Source organism: Paenarthrobacter sp. NPDC058040, from assembly GCF_042885775.1.
Lineage (GTDB): Bacteria > Actinomycetota > Actinomycetes > Actinomycetales > Micrococcaceae > Arthrobacter.
In genome coordinates this window covers 557617-575836 of the sequence record NZ_JBHVRN010000001.1, presented here as the reverse complement: position 1 = coordinate 575836, position 18220 = coordinate 557617, and the positions used below count along the sequence as shown (strand labels likewise).

At 64.4% G+C, this 18220-nt stretch carries 20 protein-coding genes; 2 read left to right on the top strand and 18 right to left on the bottom strand.

All coding sequences use genetic code 11. The features are described 5' to 3' along the window. Positions 1 to 22: 22 nt before the first annotated feature. The 5 genes from miaA to ACFVSJ_RS02535 form a co-directional block, all read right to left on the bottom strand. Positions 23 to 946: a tRNA (adenosine(37)-N6)-dimethylallyltransferase MiaA gene (miaA, locus tag ACFVSJ_RS02555; protein ID WP_387433994.1), complete on the bottom strand. Its 924-nt coding sequence runs from the start codon at positions 944 to 946 to the stop codon at positions 23 to 25. A gap of 14 nt (positions 947 to 960) precedes the next feature. Further along, positions 961 to 2493: a tRNA (N6-isopentenyl adenosine(37)-C2)-methylthiotransferase MiaB gene (miaB, locus tag ACFVSJ_RS02550; RefSeq protein ID WP_387433991.1), complete on the bottom strand. Its 1533-nt coding sequence runs from the start codon at positions 2491 to 2493 to the stop codon at positions 961 to 963. After that, positions 2493 to 3035, bottom strand: coding sequence for a regulatory protein RecX (locus ACFVSJ_RS02545; RefSeq protein WP_387433988.1), 543 nt, complete (start codon positions 3033 to 3035; stop codon positions 2493 to 2495). The genes miaB and ACFVSJ_RS02545 overlap by 1 nt, the downstream gene beginning before the upstream one ends. After that, positions 3025 to 4065 carry a recombinase RecA gene (gene recA, locus ACFVSJ_RS02540; protein WP_387433986.1) on the bottom strand — a complete coding sequence of 347 codons (1041 nt, stop codon included), beginning with the start codon at positions 4063 to 4065 and terminating at the stop codon, positions 3025 to 3027. Before recA ends, ACFVSJ_RS02545 begins: the two co-directional genes overlap by 11 nt. Before the next feature lie 245 nt (positions 4066 to 4310). Next, the gene (locus ACFVSJ_RS02535) at positions 4311 to 4505 is read right to left on the bottom strand and encodes a DUF3046 domain-containing protein (protein WP_387434173.1); all 195 of its coding nucleotides are present in this window, start codon (positions 4503 to 4505) and stop codon (positions 4311 to 4313) included. Between the two features lie 69 nt (positions 4506 to 4574). Between ACFVSJ_RS02535 and ACFVSJ_RS02530 the strand changes: the two genes are divergently transcribed. Beyond that, on the top strand, positions 4575 to 5111 hold the full coding sequence (locus ACFVSJ_RS02530; protein ID WP_387433984.1) for a MarR family winged helix-turn-helix transcriptional regulator: 537 nt from the start codon (positions 4575 to 4577) through the stop codon (positions 5109 to 5111). Between the two features lie 71 nt (positions 5112 to 5182). On the opposite strand, the gene ACFVSJ_RS02525 is transcribed toward ACFVSJ_RS02530, so the two are convergent. The 7 genes from ACFVSJ_RS02525 to ACFVSJ_RS02495 all read right to left on the bottom strand — a co-directional run bounded on the left by ACFVSJ_RS02525 (position 5183) and on the right by ACFVSJ_RS02495 (position 12844). Continuing rightward, positions 5183 to 5617 (bottom strand): helix-turn-helix domain-containing protein, encoded by a 435-nt coding sequence (locus tag ACFVSJ_RS02525; RefSeq protein WP_021472656.1) that lies wholly within the window; start codon positions 5615 to 5617, stop codon positions 5183 to 5185. 137 nt (positions 5618 to 5754) lie between these two features. Next, complete coding sequence (locus tag ACFVSJ_RS02520; protein WP_387433981.1) at positions 5755 to 6267, bottom strand: CinA family protein; 513 nt, start codon at positions 6265 to 6267, stop codon at positions 5755 to 5757. Further along, a complete protein-coding gene (gene pgsA / locus ACFVSJ_RS02515; protein ID WP_387433978.1) occupies positions 6264 to 6866 on the bottom strand; it encodes a CDP-diacylglycerol--glycerol-3-phosphate 3-phosphatidyltransferase in 603 nt (200 codons plus the stop codon). Before pgsA ends, ACFVSJ_RS02520 begins: the two co-directional genes overlap by 4 nt. A 23-nt stretch (positions 6867 to 6889) precedes the next feature. Further along, the gene (locus ACFVSJ_RS02510; protein WP_387433976.1) at positions 6890 to 9733 is read right to left on the bottom strand and encodes a DNA translocase FtsK; all 2844 of its coding nucleotides are present in this window, start codon (positions 9731 to 9733) and stop codon (positions 6890 to 6892) included. 74 nt (positions 9734 to 9807) lie between these two features. After that, positions 9808 to 11499, bottom strand: a complete 1692-nt coding sequence (locus ACFVSJ_RS02505) for a ribonuclease J (protein WP_387433973.1) — start codon at positions 11497 to 11499, stop codon at positions 9808 to 9810. Between the two features lie 27 nt (positions 11500 to 11526). Next, positions 11527 to 12438 carry a 4-hydroxy-tetrahydrodipicolinate synthase gene (gene dapA / locus ACFVSJ_RS02500; protein ID WP_387433970.1) on the bottom strand — a complete coding sequence of 304 codons (912 nt, stop codon included), beginning with the start codon at positions 12436 to 12438 and terminating at the stop codon, positions 11527 to 11529. Positions 12439 to 12499: 61 nt separating this feature from the next. Further along, positions 12500 to 12844, bottom strand: coding sequence for a hypothetical protein (locus ACFVSJ_RS02495; RefSeq protein ID WP_387433967.1), 345 nt, complete (start codon positions 12842 to 12844; stop codon positions 12500 to 12502). 120 nt (positions 12845 to 12964) lie between these two features. Between ACFVSJ_RS02495 and ACFVSJ_RS02490 the strand changes: the two genes are divergently transcribed. Further along, the gene (locus ACFVSJ_RS02490) at positions 12965 to 14200 is read left to right on the top strand and encodes a heparan-alpha-glucosaminide N-acetyltransferase domain-containing protein (protein WP_387433965.1); all 1236 of its coding nucleotides are present in this window, start codon (positions 12965 to 12967) and stop codon (positions 14198 to 14200) included. Here the strand turns inward: ACFVSJ_RS02490 and ACFVSJ_RS02485 are convergent. Genes ACFVSJ_RS02485 through glp form a run of 6 tightly spaced genes read right to left on the bottom strand, consistent with a single transcriptional unit; the run spans position 14176 to position 18183 of the window. After that, a complete protein-coding gene (locus ACFVSJ_RS02485) occupies positions 14176 to 14664 on the bottom strand; it encodes a hypothetical protein (protein WP_387433964.1) in 489 nt (162 codons plus the stop codon). The genes ACFVSJ_RS02490 and ACFVSJ_RS02485 overlap by 25 nt on opposite strands. Before the next feature lie 2 nt (positions 14665 to 14666). After that, positions 14667 to 15425 carry a 4-hydroxy-tetrahydrodipicolinate reductase gene (dapB, locus tag ACFVSJ_RS02480; RefSeq protein ID WP_387433962.1) on the bottom strand — a complete coding sequence of 253 codons (759 nt, stop codon included), beginning with the start codon at positions 15423 to 15425 and terminating at the stop codon, positions 14667 to 14669. 41 nt (positions 15426 to 15466) lie between these two features. Continuing rightward, positions 15467 to 15922, bottom strand: a complete 456-nt coding sequence (locus ACFVSJ_RS02475) for a molybdenum cofactor biosynthesis protein MoaE (protein WP_387433959.1) — start codon at positions 15920 to 15922, stop codon at positions 15467 to 15469. Beyond that, positions 15912 to 16415: a MogA/MoaB family molybdenum cofactor biosynthesis protein gene (locus ACFVSJ_RS02470; protein ID WP_387433957.1), complete on the bottom strand. Its 504-nt coding sequence runs from the start codon at positions 16413 to 16415 to the stop codon at positions 15912 to 15914. Before ACFVSJ_RS02470 ends, ACFVSJ_RS02475 begins: the two co-directional genes overlap by 11 nt. Beyond that, positions 16412 to 16954 carry a cyclic pyranopterin monophosphate synthase MoaC gene (moaC, locus tag ACFVSJ_RS02465; RefSeq protein WP_387433954.1) on the bottom strand — a complete coding sequence of 181 codons (543 nt, stop codon included), beginning with the start codon at positions 16952 to 16954 and terminating at the stop codon, positions 16412 to 16414. Before moaC ends, ACFVSJ_RS02470 begins: the two co-directional genes overlap by 4 nt. Further along, a complete protein-coding gene (glp, locus tag ACFVSJ_RS02460) occupies positions 16942 to 18183 on the bottom strand; it encodes a gephyrin-like molybdotransferase Glp (RefSeq protein WP_387433951.1) in 1242 nt (413 codons plus the stop codon). The genes moaC and glp overlap by 13 nt, the downstream gene beginning before the upstream one ends. Positions 18184 to 18220 lie beyond the last annotated feature (37 nt).

Genomic DNA, 18220 nt, shown 5'->3' with positions numbered 1-18220 from the left:
GCCGCTGGTCTTCGCCCAGAAATCAGGCTGGTCGGACGAGTTCCACGGCCTTTGCAAGAAGTCCCGGGTCCTGCCAGTCCAGCCACGCGATGCGGGGGTCGGCGCGGAACCAGGTCAATTGGCGGCGGGCGAATTGCCGCGTCGCCACGATCGTCTCCTCGGCCGCATCCTGGACAGTTGCCTGGCCATCCAACACCTTCAGGAACTGGGAGTAGCCAAGAGCGCGTGATGCCGTCTTACCTGCTCGCAGGCCAACCGCATCCAGTCTTTCCACTTCCTGCAGGAGCCCGGCATCCACCATCCGATGGACACGGCGGGCCAAGCGCTCCTTCAGCATGTCCCGGTCAACAGAGAGGCCAATCTGGACAGCAGGCTGGAAGTACTCACGCTGTGGCATGAACGAACTGAATGGCCTGCCCGTGAGTTCATGCACTTCCAGGGCCCTGATAACCCGTCTGGCGTCACCCAGTCGCGCCGCCGAGACGGGGTCCACGTCTTCCAGGCGGGCACGGAGAGGTGCCAGCCCCGTGGCCTCGCATTCAGCCTCAAGGCGTTGGCGGATCCCGGGGTCCGTCCCCGGAAATTCGAGGACATCGAGTGCTGCCCGAACATACAGGCCCGAACCGCCCACCATGATTGCCTGCTTGCCCCGCGCATGGATTTCCTGGATGGTCCGTCGGCAATCAGCTTGGAAACCGGCCACACTGGCTTCTTCGGTGACATCCATGGTGTCCAGCAGATGGTGCCGCACACCCCTGCGTTCTTCCACAGTGATCTTGGCCGTACCGATGTCCATGCCCCGGTAGAACTGCAGGGCATCGGCGTTGATAACCTCACCGTCCAAGGCCAATGCCAGCTCAACGCCAAGATCCGACTTTCCGGAGCCGGTAGGACCTACTACAGCGATGACGGGCAGCGCCGAAGCGTCCGACCCTTCAGAGTGCATGCGCGGAACCTTGGTCAGCTGCGGCGCACGGGAATGGCCGGCATACCCAGGGACACACCGGACTTGCTGCTGCTGGAACCCGGTACGGGCGCACCGCAGCTGTCGGCCTGGGCACGATCCCACGCATCGCCCGCCCTGGACCGCCGAAGCACGTAGTCGGCGGGGGCCGCGGGATCAGCAACCAGGTGGAAGGCGGCTGCCTCAGTGATGGTCACCGTGACGAAATCGCCCGGACGGGGCGTCTCAGCGCCCTCAGGAACGGAGAAGTGCACCAACCGCTGATCCTTGGAACGCCCGGACAAGCGGTGGGTCTCCCCTGCCTTGCGTCCAGACTGGGCCGTAACAAGAATTTCGACGCTGCGACCCAGCTGCCGCGCATTTTCCTCGGCAGCGATGCGGTCCTGGAGCGCTGTGAGCCGCTCGTAGCGTTCCTGGACAACGGCCTTGGGAAGTTGCTCCGGCAAGTCGGCAGCGGGAGTGCCGGGACGCTTGGAGTACTGGAAGGTGAAGGCCGAGGCAAACCTGGACTGTTCCACGACGTCGAGGGTGGCCTGGAAGTCTTCCTCAGTCTCTCCGGGGAACCCCACAATGATGTCGGTGGTGATCGCCGCGTTGGGAATACGTTCGCGGACCTTGTCCAGGATGCCGAGGAACTTGCTGGACCGGTAGGAACGGCGCATGTCCTTGAGGACTTTGTCCGAGCCGGACTGCAGCGGCATGTGCAGCTGGGGCATCACGTTCGGCGTTTCCGCCATGGCATCAATGACGTCATCGGTGAAGGCGGCGGGGTGTGGACTGGTGAAGCGAACGCGCTCCAGGCCATCGATTTCGCCACAGGCCCTCAGCAGCTTGGAGAAGGCCAGGCGGTCGCCGAACTCCACCCCGTAGGAGTTCACGTTCTGGCCAAGCAGCGTTACCTCGACCGCGCCGTCGTCCACCAGTGCCTGGATTTCCGCGAGGATTTCACCAGGGCGGCGGTCCTTTTCCTTGCCGCGCAAGGACGGCACGATGCAGAAAGTGCAGGTGTTGTTGCAGCCAACCGAAATGGAGACCCAGCCCGAATACACGGAATCGCGCTTGGTGGGGAGCGTCGATGGAAAGACATCGAGGGACTCAAGGATTTCCAACTGGGCTTCGTTGTTGTGTCGGGCCCTGTTGAGCAAGGCCGGAAGCGCCCCCACGTTGTGCGTTCCGAAAACGGCGTCCACCCACGGTGCCTTGCGGACGATCGTTTCGCGGTCCTTCTGGGCCAAGCAACCACCAACAGCGATCTGCATCCCGGGGTTGGCAGCCTTGACCTGACGCAACTGCCCGAGGTTCCCATAGAGCTTGTTATCCGCGTTCTCGCGCACCGCGCAGGTGTTGAACACCACGACGTCGGCAAGCTCGCCTTCAGCCGGCACGTAGCCAGCGTCCTCCAAGAGACCGGCCATGCGCTCGGAATCGTGGACGTTCATCTGGCAACCGAAAGTCCGGACTTGATACGTCCGCGGCTCAAGGGGCGGCTGCATTGCATCTGCTGAAGGGGAAGGAATGGTCAAACTCACTACTCAAGGGTACCGGCTTCGTCCAGTACCTCACCGACGATCCTGAAGGCCAGGGAAGGCGCGTAGCCCTTTCTGGCCAGCATGGAGGCCAGCCTCCGGGTGTATTTGTCCCGTTCCGCACGATCCGAAAGATCAACGCCTGCCCGCAGCTTCCTTTGGACAAGCTCCCTCGCTGCGAGTTCCTCGTCCTGGTCGCTCAGTTGTGACAGGGCCTCTTCGGCGTCCTCCAGCTCGATACCTTTGTCCGACAACTCCCGACGCAAGGCACCCTTGGCGAGCTTCTTGGTCTGTGAACGGCTGCGCACCCACATGCGGGCGAACTCGGCGTCGTCAATGAGCTGGACTTCCTCGAATCGGTCCAGGACTGCCTCAGCCACATGCTCGGGAACCTTTCGGTCCGCGAGTTTGCGGGCCAGCTGCAGCCGGCTGCGCGGCGCCATGGTCAATTGCCTCAAGACGATGGCGCGCGCGACAGACTCCGGATCGGGTTCCGGGTCGGCTGATATCGGTGAATCCGGGTCCGGCCCGAAGCTATCCGTCAACGGCCTTCAGCTTCGGGGTGTCTTCCTCAGGCTTGACGCCCACGCCGAGCTTTTCCTTGATCAGGCGTTCCAACTCCTGTGCGAGCTCCGGGTTGTCGCGCAGGAAGCGGCGGGAGTTCTCCATACCCTGACCGAGCTGGTCACCGTCGTAGGTGAACCACGAGCCCGACTTCTTGATGATGCCGTGCTCGACACCCATGTCGATGATGCCGCCCTCGCGGGAGATGCCCTGGCCGTAGATGATGTCGAACTCAGCGATCTTGAAGGGCGGGGCCATCTTGTTCTTGACGATCTTGGCCTTGGTGCGGTTACCGACGGAGTCCGCGCCTTCCTTCAGCGTCTGGATACGACGCACATCGATGCGGACAGAGGCGTAGAACTTCAGGGCCTTACCACCGGTGGTGGTTTCCGGGGAGCCGAAGAACACGCCGATCTTTTCACGAAGCTGGTTGATGAAGATGGCGGTGGTCTTGGTCTGGCTCAGGCGGCCGGTGATCTTACGAAGCGCCTGGCTCATCAGGCGGGCCTGGAGACCGACGTGCGAGTCGCCCATCTCGCCTTCGATTTCTGCGCGCGGAACAAGGGCGGCCACGGAGTCGATGACGATGATGTCGAGCGAGCCGGAGCCCACCAGCATGTCCATGATCTCGAGGGCCTGCTCACCCGTATCCGGCTGGGAGACCAGAAGCGCATCCGTGTCCACACCGAGCTTCGCGGCGTAATCGGGATCGAGGGCGTGTTCGGCGTCAATGAACGCCGCGATTCCGCCGTTGCGCTGGGCGTTGGCTACAGCATGCAGGGCGACGGTGGTCTTACCCGAAGATTCCGGGCCGTAGATCTCCACGACACGGCCGCGGGGCAGGCCGCCAATGCCAAGGGCGACGTCCAAGGCGATGGATCCGGTCGGGATGACCTCAATGGGAGCGCGGGTGTCGTCACCCAGGCGCATGATGGAGCCTTTGCCGAACTGCTTGTCGATCTGGGCAAGCGCTGCCTCGAGCGCCTTTTCACGATCCGGGGTTGCCGCCATGGTTCACACCTCTGATGCTTTCTCGCTGTGGACTGGCCTGAACGGCCGCTTTCCTGTCATGCCTGACGCTATTACGGTGCTCTGACATTTTTCGTAGTCGGCTGCCCCTATGTGGATAAACGGCTGCCGAACGCTGTGGAATGCGTCGTTCAGGATCAATTTTCCTCTCACAGGAGCATATCCCCATCCGAACAGATATTCGAACAACGCAACGGCGTGTCACTCCGCAGTACACCCGACGGGGCTTAGTTGAGGGGTTTGATGTCCCGCCCCAGGCGCCGCTCAGGCGGAACGTCCTGGACATCGCAGACAGCGATCCAGATGTCGCGGGGCGTGAATCCTGCGGCGAGGGCATCCACCGCGGTCCGCCCTCCTACTCCGGCCAGAACCAGCGAGCCGGCCAGGACACGGGAATAGCCCGCCCCGAATTCGTCGTCCATCAATCGCCAGAAGTCACTTGCCCTCACGGATAGAGTCTCTCATGCCGGACGGACCTTAGAATGGTTGCCATGAGCAATCCTCTTCCCAGCGCACCCGCGCCGGCGGTTGAAAATGATGACGTGGACGACGCCCTTCAGCAGGTGGAACACCAGCTGAGCCTGCTCTGGCGCCGCGCCCGGTCAATTTCGCACCAGTTGTCACGCCAGGTCCACCCTGACATGGAGCCTGCCGCCTATGGGCTGCTGACGATCATTCGTCGCGAGGGCCCCATCCGGCTGACGGACCTTGCTACCTGCATTGGGGTGGGCAAGCCGTCCGTGAGCCGGCAAATCGCTTTCCTGGAAGGCATTGGCCTGGTCTACAAGGAGGCCGATCCGCAGGACGGCAGGGCACAATCCATCCGGTTGACGGACAAGGGCGAGGAAAAAATGCACCAGGTGCAGGACGCACGCCGGCAGGTCTTCCGTGAAAGGCTCGGCGAATGGCCGCTCGAGGACGTCAAGGCCCTGGCTGACTACATGGGCCGCCTCAATGCCGTCTACAGCGACCCGCTCTTGCGGGACGTTCCCCTCAAGGACACCGACACCGGCGAAACCGCCGAATAGCTGAACCACACAACGCGAAAAGGTCCCCGGCCGCGCGGCTGGGGACCTTTTCAGTGAATCTTGCGGCTTGGTTACCGGGCTCCGGACAGCATGCCCTGGCCGAAATCGTCGGTGAGATCGAGATCGCGGCCGTAGCGCTGGGAGAACTCCTGCGGAACGGTGTCCGGAACAGCGACGCCCTCTGCAACTGCAACGCGGTCGCTGACTTCGCGGAGCATGCTGGACAACGGTACGTCCAATGCGGTGCAGATCGAGGACAGGAGCTCGGAAGAAGCCTCCTTCTGGCCGCGTTCAACCTCGCTCAGGTAACCCAGCGAAACACGGGCGCTGTGCGAGACCTCACGAAGGGTGCGGCCTTGACGCTGGCGGACATCGCGCAGTACATCACCGATCTCGTGGCGTAGTACAACCATTTTGCGCTCCTTCTGTTCGCTCTGTGCCTGATCAGCCAAGCCCACATCCTTCCAGCGGACAACGCCGTTCACGGATACGGGCTGCTTTACCATCTGTATCGCCTTGCTCCCTCGTTCTTCCGGTCCGCTGGCTGGCGGACCGGGTTGGTTTCTACATCCTAGGCGCCCCGGCCATTCCGAAGCGACACAATGACACAACTATTGGCAATCAGTTTTTGTTCCCGACTACTTTACGAACGGTAACCAAGCTCACGCACAGCGGCAAGGAGCCGTGCCAAGGCACCCGTACACGCCTGTTCCCTTATGTCTTGCCTGTCCCCCAAAAACGCGTATTCAAACGAACGGCTGCCCTCTTTCGTGGCCACTCCGATGAAGACCGTTCCCACAGCCTTGCCGTCGTGCGCGTCCGGGCCGGCGACTCCCGTGGTGGAGATTCCGATATCGGCGCTGCAGGCCCGGCGGGCTCCCTCGGCCATCTCGGCGGCAACATCCCCGTCCACCGACCCCACAGCGTCCAGCAGTGATTGCCGGACACCCAGGACCCCGGCCTTGACGGCGTTCTGGTAGGCGACGACGCCACCCTGCAGCATCCCGGAGGCGCCAGGCGTATTCGCCAAGGTGGCTGCCACCATCCCCGCAGTCAAGGACTCGGCGGTGGCCACCGTCAGGTGTTTTTCGATCGCTTCGGCAACTGCCGCCGTCGCGGTTTCAGCCGCGGTTCCCGCTGTGCGTGGAGTGCTCATGCGCGGCGTCCCGCAGCGCGGAGCCTGAGCGCTTGGATGACATATTCGACGCCGGTCCACAGGGTAATCGCCAAGGCAACCATCATGACCCAGAAGGCGACATCCACCAGCCAGGGAGCAATCGCCTTGAGCGGCAGGGAGTAGAGGAAGATCGCCACTGTTTGGACCACCGTCTTCAACTTTCCGCCGCGGGAGGCCGGCATGACGCCGTAGCGGATTACGAAGAACCGCAGGGCAGTAATGCCCCACTCGCGCACCAGGATGAGGATGGTTACCCACCATGGCAACTCCCCCAAGGCGGACAGCAGGACCAAGGCGGAGCCGATGAGCAGCTTGTCGGCAATGGGATCGGCGATCTTGCCGAAATTGGTGATGAGGCCACGTGCACGCGCGATGTCGCCGTCGAGCTTGTCCGTATAGATCGCGACGGCGAACGCCGCCACCGCCGCCCAGCGCCACGGGCCGTGCCGGCCGTCATCGGCAAGCAGGAACCAGACGAAGAAGGGAACCAGCACGATGCGAAGCATCGTCAGGATATTTGGCAGGTTCCAAAGCGCGGAACCGCTCGACGTGGCGTTGTCGCCCTCGGCTGTAGTCACTCCTCTAGGCTACCGTCTGGCGGTCAGCGTCCCGTCAGCGACCAGGCGTCCTCGCCGCCTTCATCATCATCCGGGCCGTCGGCGCCGTCGTAATAATCGATGGCCTGGGTACGGTTGTCCAGGTCCGCGGCCACGAGGTCTTCGGCATAGCCGCCGACGGCGATGTTCGAGTTCGCGTTATCGCTCAGCGCAGCCGTTTGGGCGTCCGGCGCGGCCGGTGCTTCCTGGCCCTTCATGGCCGCAAGCACGGCGGCGAGGTCGTCCGGCTTGACCAGGACATCGCGGGCCTTGGAACCCTCGGACGGACCGACGACGCCACGGGACTCCAGAAGGTCCATCAGGCGGCCCGCCTTGGCGAAACCGACGCGCAGCTTGCGCTGGAGCATGGACGTGGAGCCGAACTGCGTCGTGACCACGAGTTCGGTGGCCTGGAGCAGCACCTCGAGGTCGTCTCCAATGTCGTCGTCGATCTGCTTCTTGGGCGCCTCGGCGGCGACGTCGTCCCGGTAGACGGCCTGGAGTTGGCCCTTGACGTGCTCCACCACATTATGGATTTCCGATTCGGAGACCCAGGCGCCCTGGACGCGCATGGCCTTGGACGCACCCATGGGAAGGAACAGGGCGTCGCCTTGGCCAATCAGCTTTTCGGCACCCGGCTGGTCAAGCACAACACGCGAGTCCGTAACGGAGGAGGTGGCAAAAGCCATGCGCGAGGGCACGTTGGCCTTGATGAGGCCCGTCACGACGTCCACTGACGGTCGCTGGGTGGCCAGGACCAGGTGGATACCGGCGGCACGGGCCAGCTGGGTGATACGGACGATCGAGTCCTCCACATCCCTCGGAGCCACCATCATGAGGTCCGCGAGTTCATCCACGATCACCAGCAGGTAGGGGTAGGGCTTGATGACCCGCTTGGAATCCACCGGCGGCGTGACTTTGCCTGCACGGACGGCCTTATTGAAATCATCAATGTGCTTGTAGCCGTAATTGGCGAGGTCGTCGTAGCGGGCATCCATCTCCCGGACCACCCATTGGAGCGCTTCGGCGGCTTTCTTGGGATTGGTGATGATGGGCGTGATGAGGTGCGGCACGCCCTCATAGGCCGTCAGTTCAACGCGCTTGGGGTCCACCATGACCATCCGGACCTCATCCGGCGTGGCCCGCATCAGGATGGAGGTGATCATGGAGTTAACGAAGCTGGACTTACCGGCACCGGTGGCACCGGCCACCAACAGGTGGGGCATCTTGGCGAGGTTGGCCACCACGTAGCCGCCCTCCACATCCTTGCCGACGCCCATGACCATGGGGTGGTCGGTGCGGCGGGCGTTCTGGCTCCTCAGGACATCGCCCAGTGACACCGTCTCGCGGTCAGTGTTGGGGATCTCGATGCCGATCGCGGACTTGCCCGGGATGGGGCTCAGGATCCGGACATCGCTGGATGCGACGGCGTAGGAAATGTTCTTGGACAGCGCCGTGACGCGCTCCACCTTGGTGCCCGGGGACAGTTCGATCTCGTACCTCGTGACGGTGGGACCGCGGCTGAAGCCGGTCACTTGCGCGTCGACGTTGAACTGCGTCAGCGTGTCGGTCAAGGCAGCGACGACGGCGTCGTTCGCTTCCGTACGCTCCTTCGGGATGGAACCCGGCGTCAGGAAGTCCGAGGCGGGCAGCGTATACGTGACGTCGCCGGCCAAGGACAGTTGTTCCGTGCGCTGCGGGATCGGGGCCTGCGGCAGCGGCGCACCGGCGGGCTTGGCCGGTACCTGAGCCACGGGCGTGGTCATTTCCGGCGTCAGGACCGGGATGGCTTCGGTGGGATTGTCCAGGCCCGGTGCCGCGCCGAGCCCCTGGGCCGCCTTGATCTTCCCGACGGCGATCTCCGCCTGCGTAGGGCGACGCACCCCCGGCGGGACGCGCGGTGCGGACGGTGCTGGATTCTCGTCGTCGTCAACGATGGCGTGCTCGAAGGCCTCGTCTCCGACGTAGCCTTCCAGCTTGGCGTCCGATTCATCGTCCTTGCCGAAAAGCCGCGTGCGCTTCTTTTTCGGCTTGGCCGCAGCATCGTCGCCGTAGAGGTAGCTGCGGTCATGGGCGTCCTGGCCGGCCCGGGCCTCTTCGAGGTCCACGCCCATGAGGTGCTCATAGCCGGTACGGATCCGGGAGGGGATGGCGCCGAACGGGGTGGCCGTGACGATCAGCAGGGAGATGAAGGCAAGCAGGCTGTAGATGAGCACGGGAACTGCCACGTGGATCGCCGCAAGCGGGGCCGCAGCGAGGAAACCCAGCATGCCCCCTGCCCGGCGCAGGCCGTCAAAGCCGTCCGCCACCGTGGGTTGGCCGCCTATCACGTGGGCGAGTGCCGAACCGGCAAAGGTCATGACCATGAAGCCGATGCCTACGCGGTTGTTGCCCCGGCCGTCCTGCGGCTTCCGGAAAAGCCGGAAGGCGCAGACAAACAGCATGAAGGGAAGCAGCAACGACATCCACCCGAAGGTGCCGTTGACCACGCTGTAAACCACATCGGGAAGCCAGCCGGTCCAACCCCACCAGGCGAAGGTGGCAATGGCAACGCCCAGGACGAGGTTGAAGAGCGCAGCGCCATCCCGGCGGTCCTCGGGATCAAGATCACTGACGTCGGACCCGATGCGGCGCACGCCGGCCCCTACTACATGGCCGATGCCTTGCCAAGCACCGGAAAGCATCCGGACCGGTAGCGGCGCATGGGGTTCGACGGCGGCCTGCTTGGTCCGCGTGGAACTGCCACGGCCGCTGCGGGACGCGGTGCTTTTGCTTGCAGCTCCGCCTCGGCCGGTGCCGGATTTACTGCTGGAGCTGCCTCGTGGCGTGGAGGAGGTACGGGTCGCCATATCTGCCACGCTACCCGAAGAGGGCCTGAAATCCGCGGATTTCAGGCCCTCTTCGGGATGCATGTTGCCGGATGTCAGGCCTCCAGGACCACCGGGATGATCATGGGACGGCGTCGCAGCTTGCGGTTGACCCACGTGCCGATGACCCGCCGCACTACCTGTTGCAGTTGGTGGTTGGTGTGGTCAGCGTGGCTCAGCACGGCCTCTTCCAGCGCCGCGTTGATCTTGGGAATGATCTCATCGAAGACAGAATCGTCCTCTGCGACGCCTCGCGCGTGGATCTCCGGCCCGGAGACGATCTTGCCCGTGGTGCGGTTGATCACGGTGATGACGGAGATGAATCCTTCGTCACCCAGGATCCGGCGGTCCTTCAGGTCGGCATCGGTGATCTCCCCGACGCTGGACCCGTCCACGTAGACGAAGCCGACTTCCACCTGGCCTACGATGTCCGCCTTGTGGTCCTTGAGGTCAATGACCGTTCCATTGTCGCTGAGGATGATGCCATCGCTGGGAACACCGGACTCCTCGGCGATCTTGCCGTTGGCGATCAAGTGCCGGGTTTCACCGTGCACGGGCATGGCGTTGAGCGGCTCAAGGATGTTGTAGCAGTAGAGCAGCTCGCCGGCGGCAGCGTGGCCTGACACGTGGACCTTTGCGGTTCCCTTGTGGATCACGGCCGCGCCGAGCTTCAGCAGTCCGTTGATGATCCGGAAGACCGCGTTCTCGTTACCGGGAATCAGGCTCGAGGCAAGGATCACGGTATCGCCCTGGCCTACCACCACCCGGTGGTCTCCGTTGGCCATGCGGGACAGCGCGGCCATCGGTTCACCCTGGGAACCGGTGGACATGAGGACCACCCGGTTGTCCGGGAGGTCGTCAATGTTCTTGATGTCCACCAGGATGCCCGGCGGGACTTCCAAATACCCGAGCTTGGCGGCAATCGCCATGTTCCGGACCATGGAACGCCCCACGAAAGCCACGTTGCGGCCGTGCTTGGCCGCGGCATCCAGGACCTGCTGGACCCGGTGCACGTGCGAAGAGAAGGAAGCCACGATGATGCGCTTCTTCGCCTGGGCAAAGAGGTTGTCCAGGGTGGGACCGATCTCTTTCTCCGCAGTGGTGAATCCAGGAACATCGGCGTTCGTGGAATCGGCCATGAACAGGTCCACGCCCTCCTCGCCGAGCCGGGCGAAATGCCGGAGGTCGGTGATCCGGCCATCCAGCGGCAACTGGTCCATCTTGAAGTCGCCGGTGTGCAGGACCGTTCCGCCTTCTGTGCGGAGGAACACGGCCAAGGCGTCGGGGATCGAGTGGTTGACGGCGACGAACTCGCATTCGAACGGGCCGAACTGCTCAACCTGGCCTTCGGTCACGGTCAGCGTGTACGGCTTGATCCGGTGTTCCTGCAGCTTGGCTTCCACCAGGGCAAGAGTGAGTTGGGAACCGATCAGCGGGATGTCAGCCTTAAGGCGCAACAGGTAGGGAACTGCTCCGATGTGGTCCTCGTGGCCGTGCGTCAGCACCACGCCCACGATGTCGTCCAGCCTGTCCTCGATATACGAGAAATCAGGCAGGATGAGATCCACGCCCGGCTGCGTCTCTTCCGGAAAGAGCACGCCACAGTCAACAACCAGCAATTTGCCGTTGATCTCGAAGACCGCCATGTTGCGGCCAATCTCCCCCAGCCCACCGAGCGGAACAATCCGCAGCGTGCCTTGCGGCAGTTTCGGCGGAGTAACCAGTCCGGGAAGGGCGGTTTGGGTCATATTCAGCTACTTTCCGGCGGAACCGGCCTAGACGTTGAAGTCCATTCCGGCTTCCGCCAAGTCCCCGCGGATGGTGTCGATCTCGGCCTGGTCCGGCTCCACGAGAGGCAAACGGACAACCGAGTTGGGCAGGACTCCCTGCCACTTGAGAATCTGCTTGGCGGCTACTGCGCCCTGGACCCGGGTCATGGTTGCGCGCACCACGGGTTCCAATTCAAAGTTGATGGCCCTTGCCGTAGCGAGGTCGTTCGCGTTGACGGCGTCAACGAGCTCACGGAAGCGGCGGGTTGCCACGTGCGTGGTTACACCCACCAGTCCGGCGGCACCCATGGCCATCCACTGGAGGGTCAGTCCATCGTCACCGGAGTAGAAGACGAGGTCCGTCTCGGCCATGACGCGGGTGGCTGCGGCGAAGTCGGCCTTGGCGTCCTTGACGGCCACGATGTTCCGGTGCTTGGCCAGGGCGATCATGGTCTCGGGCGCGATCTGGATGGAAGAGCGGCCGGGGATGTCGTAGAGCATCACCGGAAGGTCCGTGGACGACGCGATGGTCTCGAAGTGCGCCCGCACACCGGACTGGCTCGGCTTGTTGTAGTAGGGGGTCACGATCAGGAGGCCGTCAACGCCCACCTCAGCGGCGCGCTGGGAAAGGTGGACGGAATGGGCGGTGTCGTTGGTGCCGGTGCCGGCGATGATGGCAGCCTTGCCGCCGACGGCTTCCTTGACGGCCCGGAACATCCCGATGTTTTCGTCGTCAGTAAGGGTGGACGTCTCGCCCGTGGTGCCAGTGACCACCAGGCCATCGCAGCCGTCCGCCACAAGCTTTTCTGCCAGCGCTGCAGCTTGGTCGTAATCGACCTTGCCATCCTCGGTGAACGGGGTGACCATGGCGGTCAGCAGGGTACCAAGAGCAGGAATGTGGGCGCTGGAGTCAGACATATGAAAAACGTTACCCTGTCCCGCGCCGGTTACGGGAATGCGGTCCGCGTGATGGTCGTCATTAGTTCCGGGCCGGGCGGACGGAAGGCCGCGCCGGTTCCTCGGCGCAGTAGTGCGCCACGGCCCTTTCCTTGAGCTGCCCGGCCCACGCGACGAGGCGCTGCGAAGCCCTTACGTACTCGAAGAGTTCGAGCGGGGTCAGCGCTTCGAGGTCCGTTTCAGCCAGGCGCCGGGCCAACTCCGCCCCGGGAGCCTGCTCCCCCAAGAGCACTCCCTCGCGACGCCATTGGACATCCTCGGGAGGCTCCCCTGCGACGAGTTGCCTGAAGAGGAAATCCACCACGCCGGGGCTCATGGCCTTCATGGGGCCAGCGAGGCCATCAGCGGGTTTTGGAGCGTCGTTCATGCAGCCATGGTATTCGAACATATATTCGAAAGACAAGAGCCTGCGCCTGCCCCTGGGAGTGGCGATAGGCTCCCGCCCACGGCACAGCCCCTTCACAGCGGCCCATGAGACGATCGCTTCATGACTTCGCGAGAGACTGCGCCACCCCGGGAATCTCCCCGCGGAAGCACGCTCGCAACGCGCCTCACCGGCATCGACGCGGCCAGGGGCGCGGCACTCCTGGGCATGATGGCAACCCACCTGGTTCCGACTTTCGGCCCTGCCCCGGATTGGGCACCCACGTGGGTTGGCCTGACGTTTTCAGGACGTTCCTCGGCGTTGTTCGCCGTCCTCGCCGGCGTTGGCCTGGCGCTTTCCACGGGCAGGCAGGAACCACGGCAGGGGGCTGACTTGTGGGCCGCGCGGGGCGGCGTTGCGATGCGCGCGCTGGTGATCGCCGCCGTCGGACTCATGCTTGGCGGCCTTGAGGTCAACATCGCCATCATCCTGGTGCACTACGCCGTCTTGTTCCTGTGCATCCTGCCGTTTCTCGGGCTGCGGCTCAAGGCGCTGTGCGCCTGGGCGATCGGCTGGGTCCTGGCAGCCCCGGTCCTGGCCTACCTCGTCCGCCCCTGGCTCCTCGAGGCCATTCCGCCCCTGCAACTGGGGCACAATCCCGGCACCGAGGACCTGCAAACGCCCGGCAGACTCCTCGCCGATCTGTTCTTCACGGGCTACTACCCCGTTTTCCAGTGGATCGCCTACCTGCTCATAGGGCTGGTGATCGGCCGCCTCGCCCTCAAGGCCGCCCGCACCCAGTGGCTGCTGCTGGGCGCCGGAACGGCCGTGGCAGTCGCGGCAAAACTCGTGGGAACGGCGGCCATGGAGTCGTGGGGTGGACGGGCCGCGTTGGAAGCACTCCCGCAAACCCGCGGCTACCCCTTGGAGAGCATGCTCCAGGTGAACCTCACAGGCCTCCAGCAAACCGGATCCTGGTGGTGGCTTGCCACAGCCTCGCCACACGCCGGCACTACGTTGGACCTGCTCCACACCAGCGGGGCGGCCGGTGCCGCGACGGGCCTGTTCCTCCTGCTCGGCAAGGTGGCCGAACACATCAAGGTCAATTTCCTGGTGGTGCTCAGCGGTCCCGGAGCCATGACCCTGACCCTTTATTCAGTCCACGTCTGGGTGGTTTCCGGCTTCACCGACCAGCCCTTGCCTGCAGACTGGACGGACGAAGGAATGTACTGGGCCCAGGCCCTGGCAGCCGTGGCCATAGGCGTCGGTTTCGCCTTGCTCCGGCGCCGTGGACCCCTGGAGTGGCTTGCCCATCAGGCATCCCGCCTGGGCAGTTACCGGCCCGCTGCGGTGGGCTGAGAGCGGAACAGCTTCACGGCGTCGCGCATCGACGCGCGGGCACGCTTCCGGTCCCCCGAGGCGTCGTACGCGCAGCTGAGCCGGAACCAGGACCGCCAGTCGCCGGGAGCGGCCTCAGCTTCAGCCCGGTACTTTTCGAATTCGGCGTCGGCAGCGGCTCGGATAATCCGCCCGCCGGGAGTGCGCGGCAGGTTGTCAACGGGAAGGCCACCCTCCGCCTCCAGGACTTTGGCCATCTGCTCGGTCCGGGCACCAAAGAGCAGCTCCCGGATCAGCGCCCAGGCACCGATGACCGGCAACACCAGGTACGCGGCGCCGATGCCCTTGGCCACCAGGTTGGGGTCGCCCAGCAGCAGGAGCGAGCGCTGGAGGGAAACCACCAAATACAGCACGAGCAGCAGTGTGATGGCCCCGACCCAGATCTTGGTGCGGTTTTTCTTCAAGGCCTGCCAGAAACTTCCCACCGCTAGAGCCCCAGGTCCAGGTAGCCGTCAAGCCCGACAGTGAGACCGGGGTGTGCTGCGACTTTCCGAAGTCCGAGCAGGACGCCGGGCATGAACGACGCCCGGTCGAACGAATCGTGGCGAAGCGTCAATTGCTCACCCGGACCACCAAAAAGCACCTCCTGGTGCGCCACCAGACCGCGAAGGCGGACGCTGTGGACCCGAACGCCTTCCACGTCGCAGCCACGTGCACCGTCCAACGCCGACTCGGTGGCGTCCGGGCTGGCCGGGACTCCGGCCTCCTGACGAGCTGCGGCGATCAACTGGGCCGTCCGCACGGCCGTTCCGGAAGGAGCATCCACCTTGTTCGGGTGGTGCAGTTCGATAATTTCGACGGATTCGAAGTATTGCGATGCCTTCGCCGCGAAAGCCGAGGCCAACACGGAACCGAGCGCGAAGTTCGGAGCAATCAGGACGCCGGTGTCCGGTTTCTGCTCCAAGAGCGACCGCAGGGATTCGAGCCGCCGGGCATCCCAGCCAGTGGTTCCCACCACCGCGTGGATGCCGTGTTCAACGGCGAAGCGCACGTTGGTCTCGGTTGTGTCGGGAACCGTCAAGTCGACCACGTACTGCGCACCTGCCTCAAGCAGCGACTCCAGGGAATCACCGCGACCGAGGGCAGCCACCAGCTTCATATCTTCGGCGGCTTCGACAGCCTTCACGGCCTCGATTCCCATGCGCCCGTGGGCGCCCAGCACTGCTACGGCAAGTTGTTCGGTCATGCCCTTAAGCCTACCGTCGGGGCGGGCAGGCCAAGGAACCGTTACTCCCCGGCCCCGACCCACTCAATGGTGCCATCGCTGAAGAACTGTTCCTTCCAAATGGGAACCTGCGCCTTGATCCGGTCCACGAGTTCGGAGCAGACCGCGAAAGCCTGTCCGCGGTGGGCGGCAGCCACGGCGCAGACCAGCGCGGGATCGCCCACTTCCAAGGTGCCGATCCGATGCGCGGCCCAAATGCGGACCGGCTGCGAGGCCTCTCCGGAATGCTCGGCCACCAATTGCGCCACCACCTCGGTCATGGTGCGGTGGGCCGTCGGGTGGGCGCTGTAGCTCAAGCGGTCCACGGGTTTGCCACCGTCGTGGTTCCGCACGACGCCGCTGAAGCTGACCACGGCACCGGAGGTGTCCGACTCGACGGCGGCAATCGCCTGGTCAACGGAGATTGGCTCGGCACTGAGCACGGCGCTGACCACTTCGAAATCTGTTTCAGTGGGCATGGCTTCCTTCCAATTGTTCGCAAAGGTGTCCAATCACCGGGTCGAGGACGGCCAGGCCATCCATGACGCCCTTCGGCGATCCCGGCAGATTGATGATGAACGTCTGTCCGGCCGCTCCCGCGTGGCCCCGGCTCAGCATGGCCATGGGCGTCTTGGCGGTCCCGGCCCTGCGGATGCCTTCCATGATTCCCGGAATTTCCCGGTCAAGGAGCGGCAACGTCATTTCCGGCGTGCGATCGTCCGGGCTGAGTCCGGTTCCGCCGCTGGTGATCACGACGGCGGGTTGCTGGGTCAGGAGGGCCCGCAAGGCCGCGCCCACCGGTTCGCCGTCCGGCACCACCATGGTGGGGAACGTCTCGAAACCGTGCTCCGCCAGCCAGTCCAGGATGACCGGACCGGTCTCGTCGCGGTAGATTCCGGCAGCCGCCCGCGTGGAAGCAATGACGACGCCGGCCTTCCGCGGTCCGTGGGCGTTCGGCTCGCAGGCGCTCATTCGGTGGCTCCTGCCGCGGGACCGTCCCCGGCTACGCGGCCATCGATGCTCCAGTCGCCGCTCTTGCCACCACTCTTGGCCAGGACGTGGATGTCCGTCAGCACGGCGTGCTTATCCACGGCCTTGATCATGTCGTAGACGCTGAGCGCGGCCACCGATGCCGCAGTGAGCGCTTCCATTTCGACGCCGGTGACCCCACGTGTCTTGACCGTGGCCAACACTGTCACCGAGTCGAGGCCAAGCTCAAAGTCAACAGTGACCTTGGAGATCGGCAGGGGGTGGCACAAGGGGATCAGCTCCGGGGTCTTCTTGGCGGCCATGATGCCGGCAACGCGGGCAACGGCCAGCGCGTCGCCCTTGGGAAGGTCGCCTGAGCCGAGCAGGGCAAGCACATCCGGGGTGCTGCGGACCGTCGCCGTGGCCGTTGCTTCGCGGGTGGTTACTGCCTTGCCGGAGACGTCCACCATCTGGGCCGTCCCGTCTTGCCGGAGATGCGTCAGCGCGTCCGGCTCATTTGAAAGATGGTTCACAGTACCCATACTTCCACTTCGGCGCCTTCAGGCAGTTCCGTGACGTTGGCGGGGATCTGCACCAGCGCGTTGGAACGGGCCAAGGCATGGACCAGGTGGGACCCTGCCCCACCTTCCAGGCGGAGCACGCCATCGGAGAGGCTCCCCCGCCGCACTTGGTGCTTGCCGTCCGGCGAAGTGAGCCCCGCCGCGAGGCGCGCCCTTTGGACCGGCCGCGGCGAGGGAGTTCCGAGCACCTGGAAAAGGGCCGGACGCAGGAACATTTCGAACGAGACGAGGCAACTGACGGGGTTGCCAGGGAATCCCAGGAAAGGAACGCCCTGGAAGCGGCCAATGCCTTGCGGACCGCCAGGTTGCATGGCGACCGGTACGAAGTCGACGTCTTCGGCGGCCAGCGCCTGGCGGACCACCTCGTAGGCCCCTTTGCTGACGCCTCCCGTGGTGACAATCAGGTCAACGTGGGCGGCGTGCGCCCGAAGGACCGCAAGCAGGGATGCCGGCCGGTCGTCGGAGATCCCGGTACGGACCACCTCGAGGCCAGCCTGCCGCATGGACGCTTCCAGCAGCGTGCCGTTGGAATCGAAGATCTTGCCCGCAGTAAGGGCCTCCCCCGGTTCAACCACTTCGTCACCCGTTGTGACCAGGAGTACGCGGACCGGTTTGCGCACCGCTACCGAGGTCAGGCCGAACGCGGCGAGCAAACCAAGCTGCGCGGGGCCAAGGTGCGTTCCTGCGACGAGGGCGAGGTCACCCTCAGTGATGTCGCTGCCCACGCTACGAACATAAGTGCCTGCGGTCGTGGCAGGGAGCTTCACCGTTGCGTCGGCGGCATGTGCCGCAGGAAACGTGTCCGGGACGGCCCGTTCAATGGGCACGACGGCGTCGGCACCCTCCGGAATCATGGCGCCAGTCATGATCGGTACCGCAAAACCGGGCTGCAACGGTTCCGGCGCCGCACCTGCCGGGACCGGAGCGGACACTTTCAACAAAGCACCGCCTTCGGGAAGATCAGCCGTGCGGACCGCGTAGCCATCCATCTGGGAATTATCGAACGGCGGCAGGGAGCGGGGGGCGTAAAGGTCGACGGCGAGCGCCCGGCCCAATGCCTCCAGCAACGGCAAGTGTTCGCTGCCATTGTCCGGAAGGGCGGCACTGCCTGCGGGCTGGGCCCCGTCCAGCAGCTGCGCAGTGAGCAGCTCCACCACGGCGGCACGGTGGGCGGCAACAGATCTGGGCACGGATGTCCTCCTGTGTTTACGCAGTTGTCACGTTTGC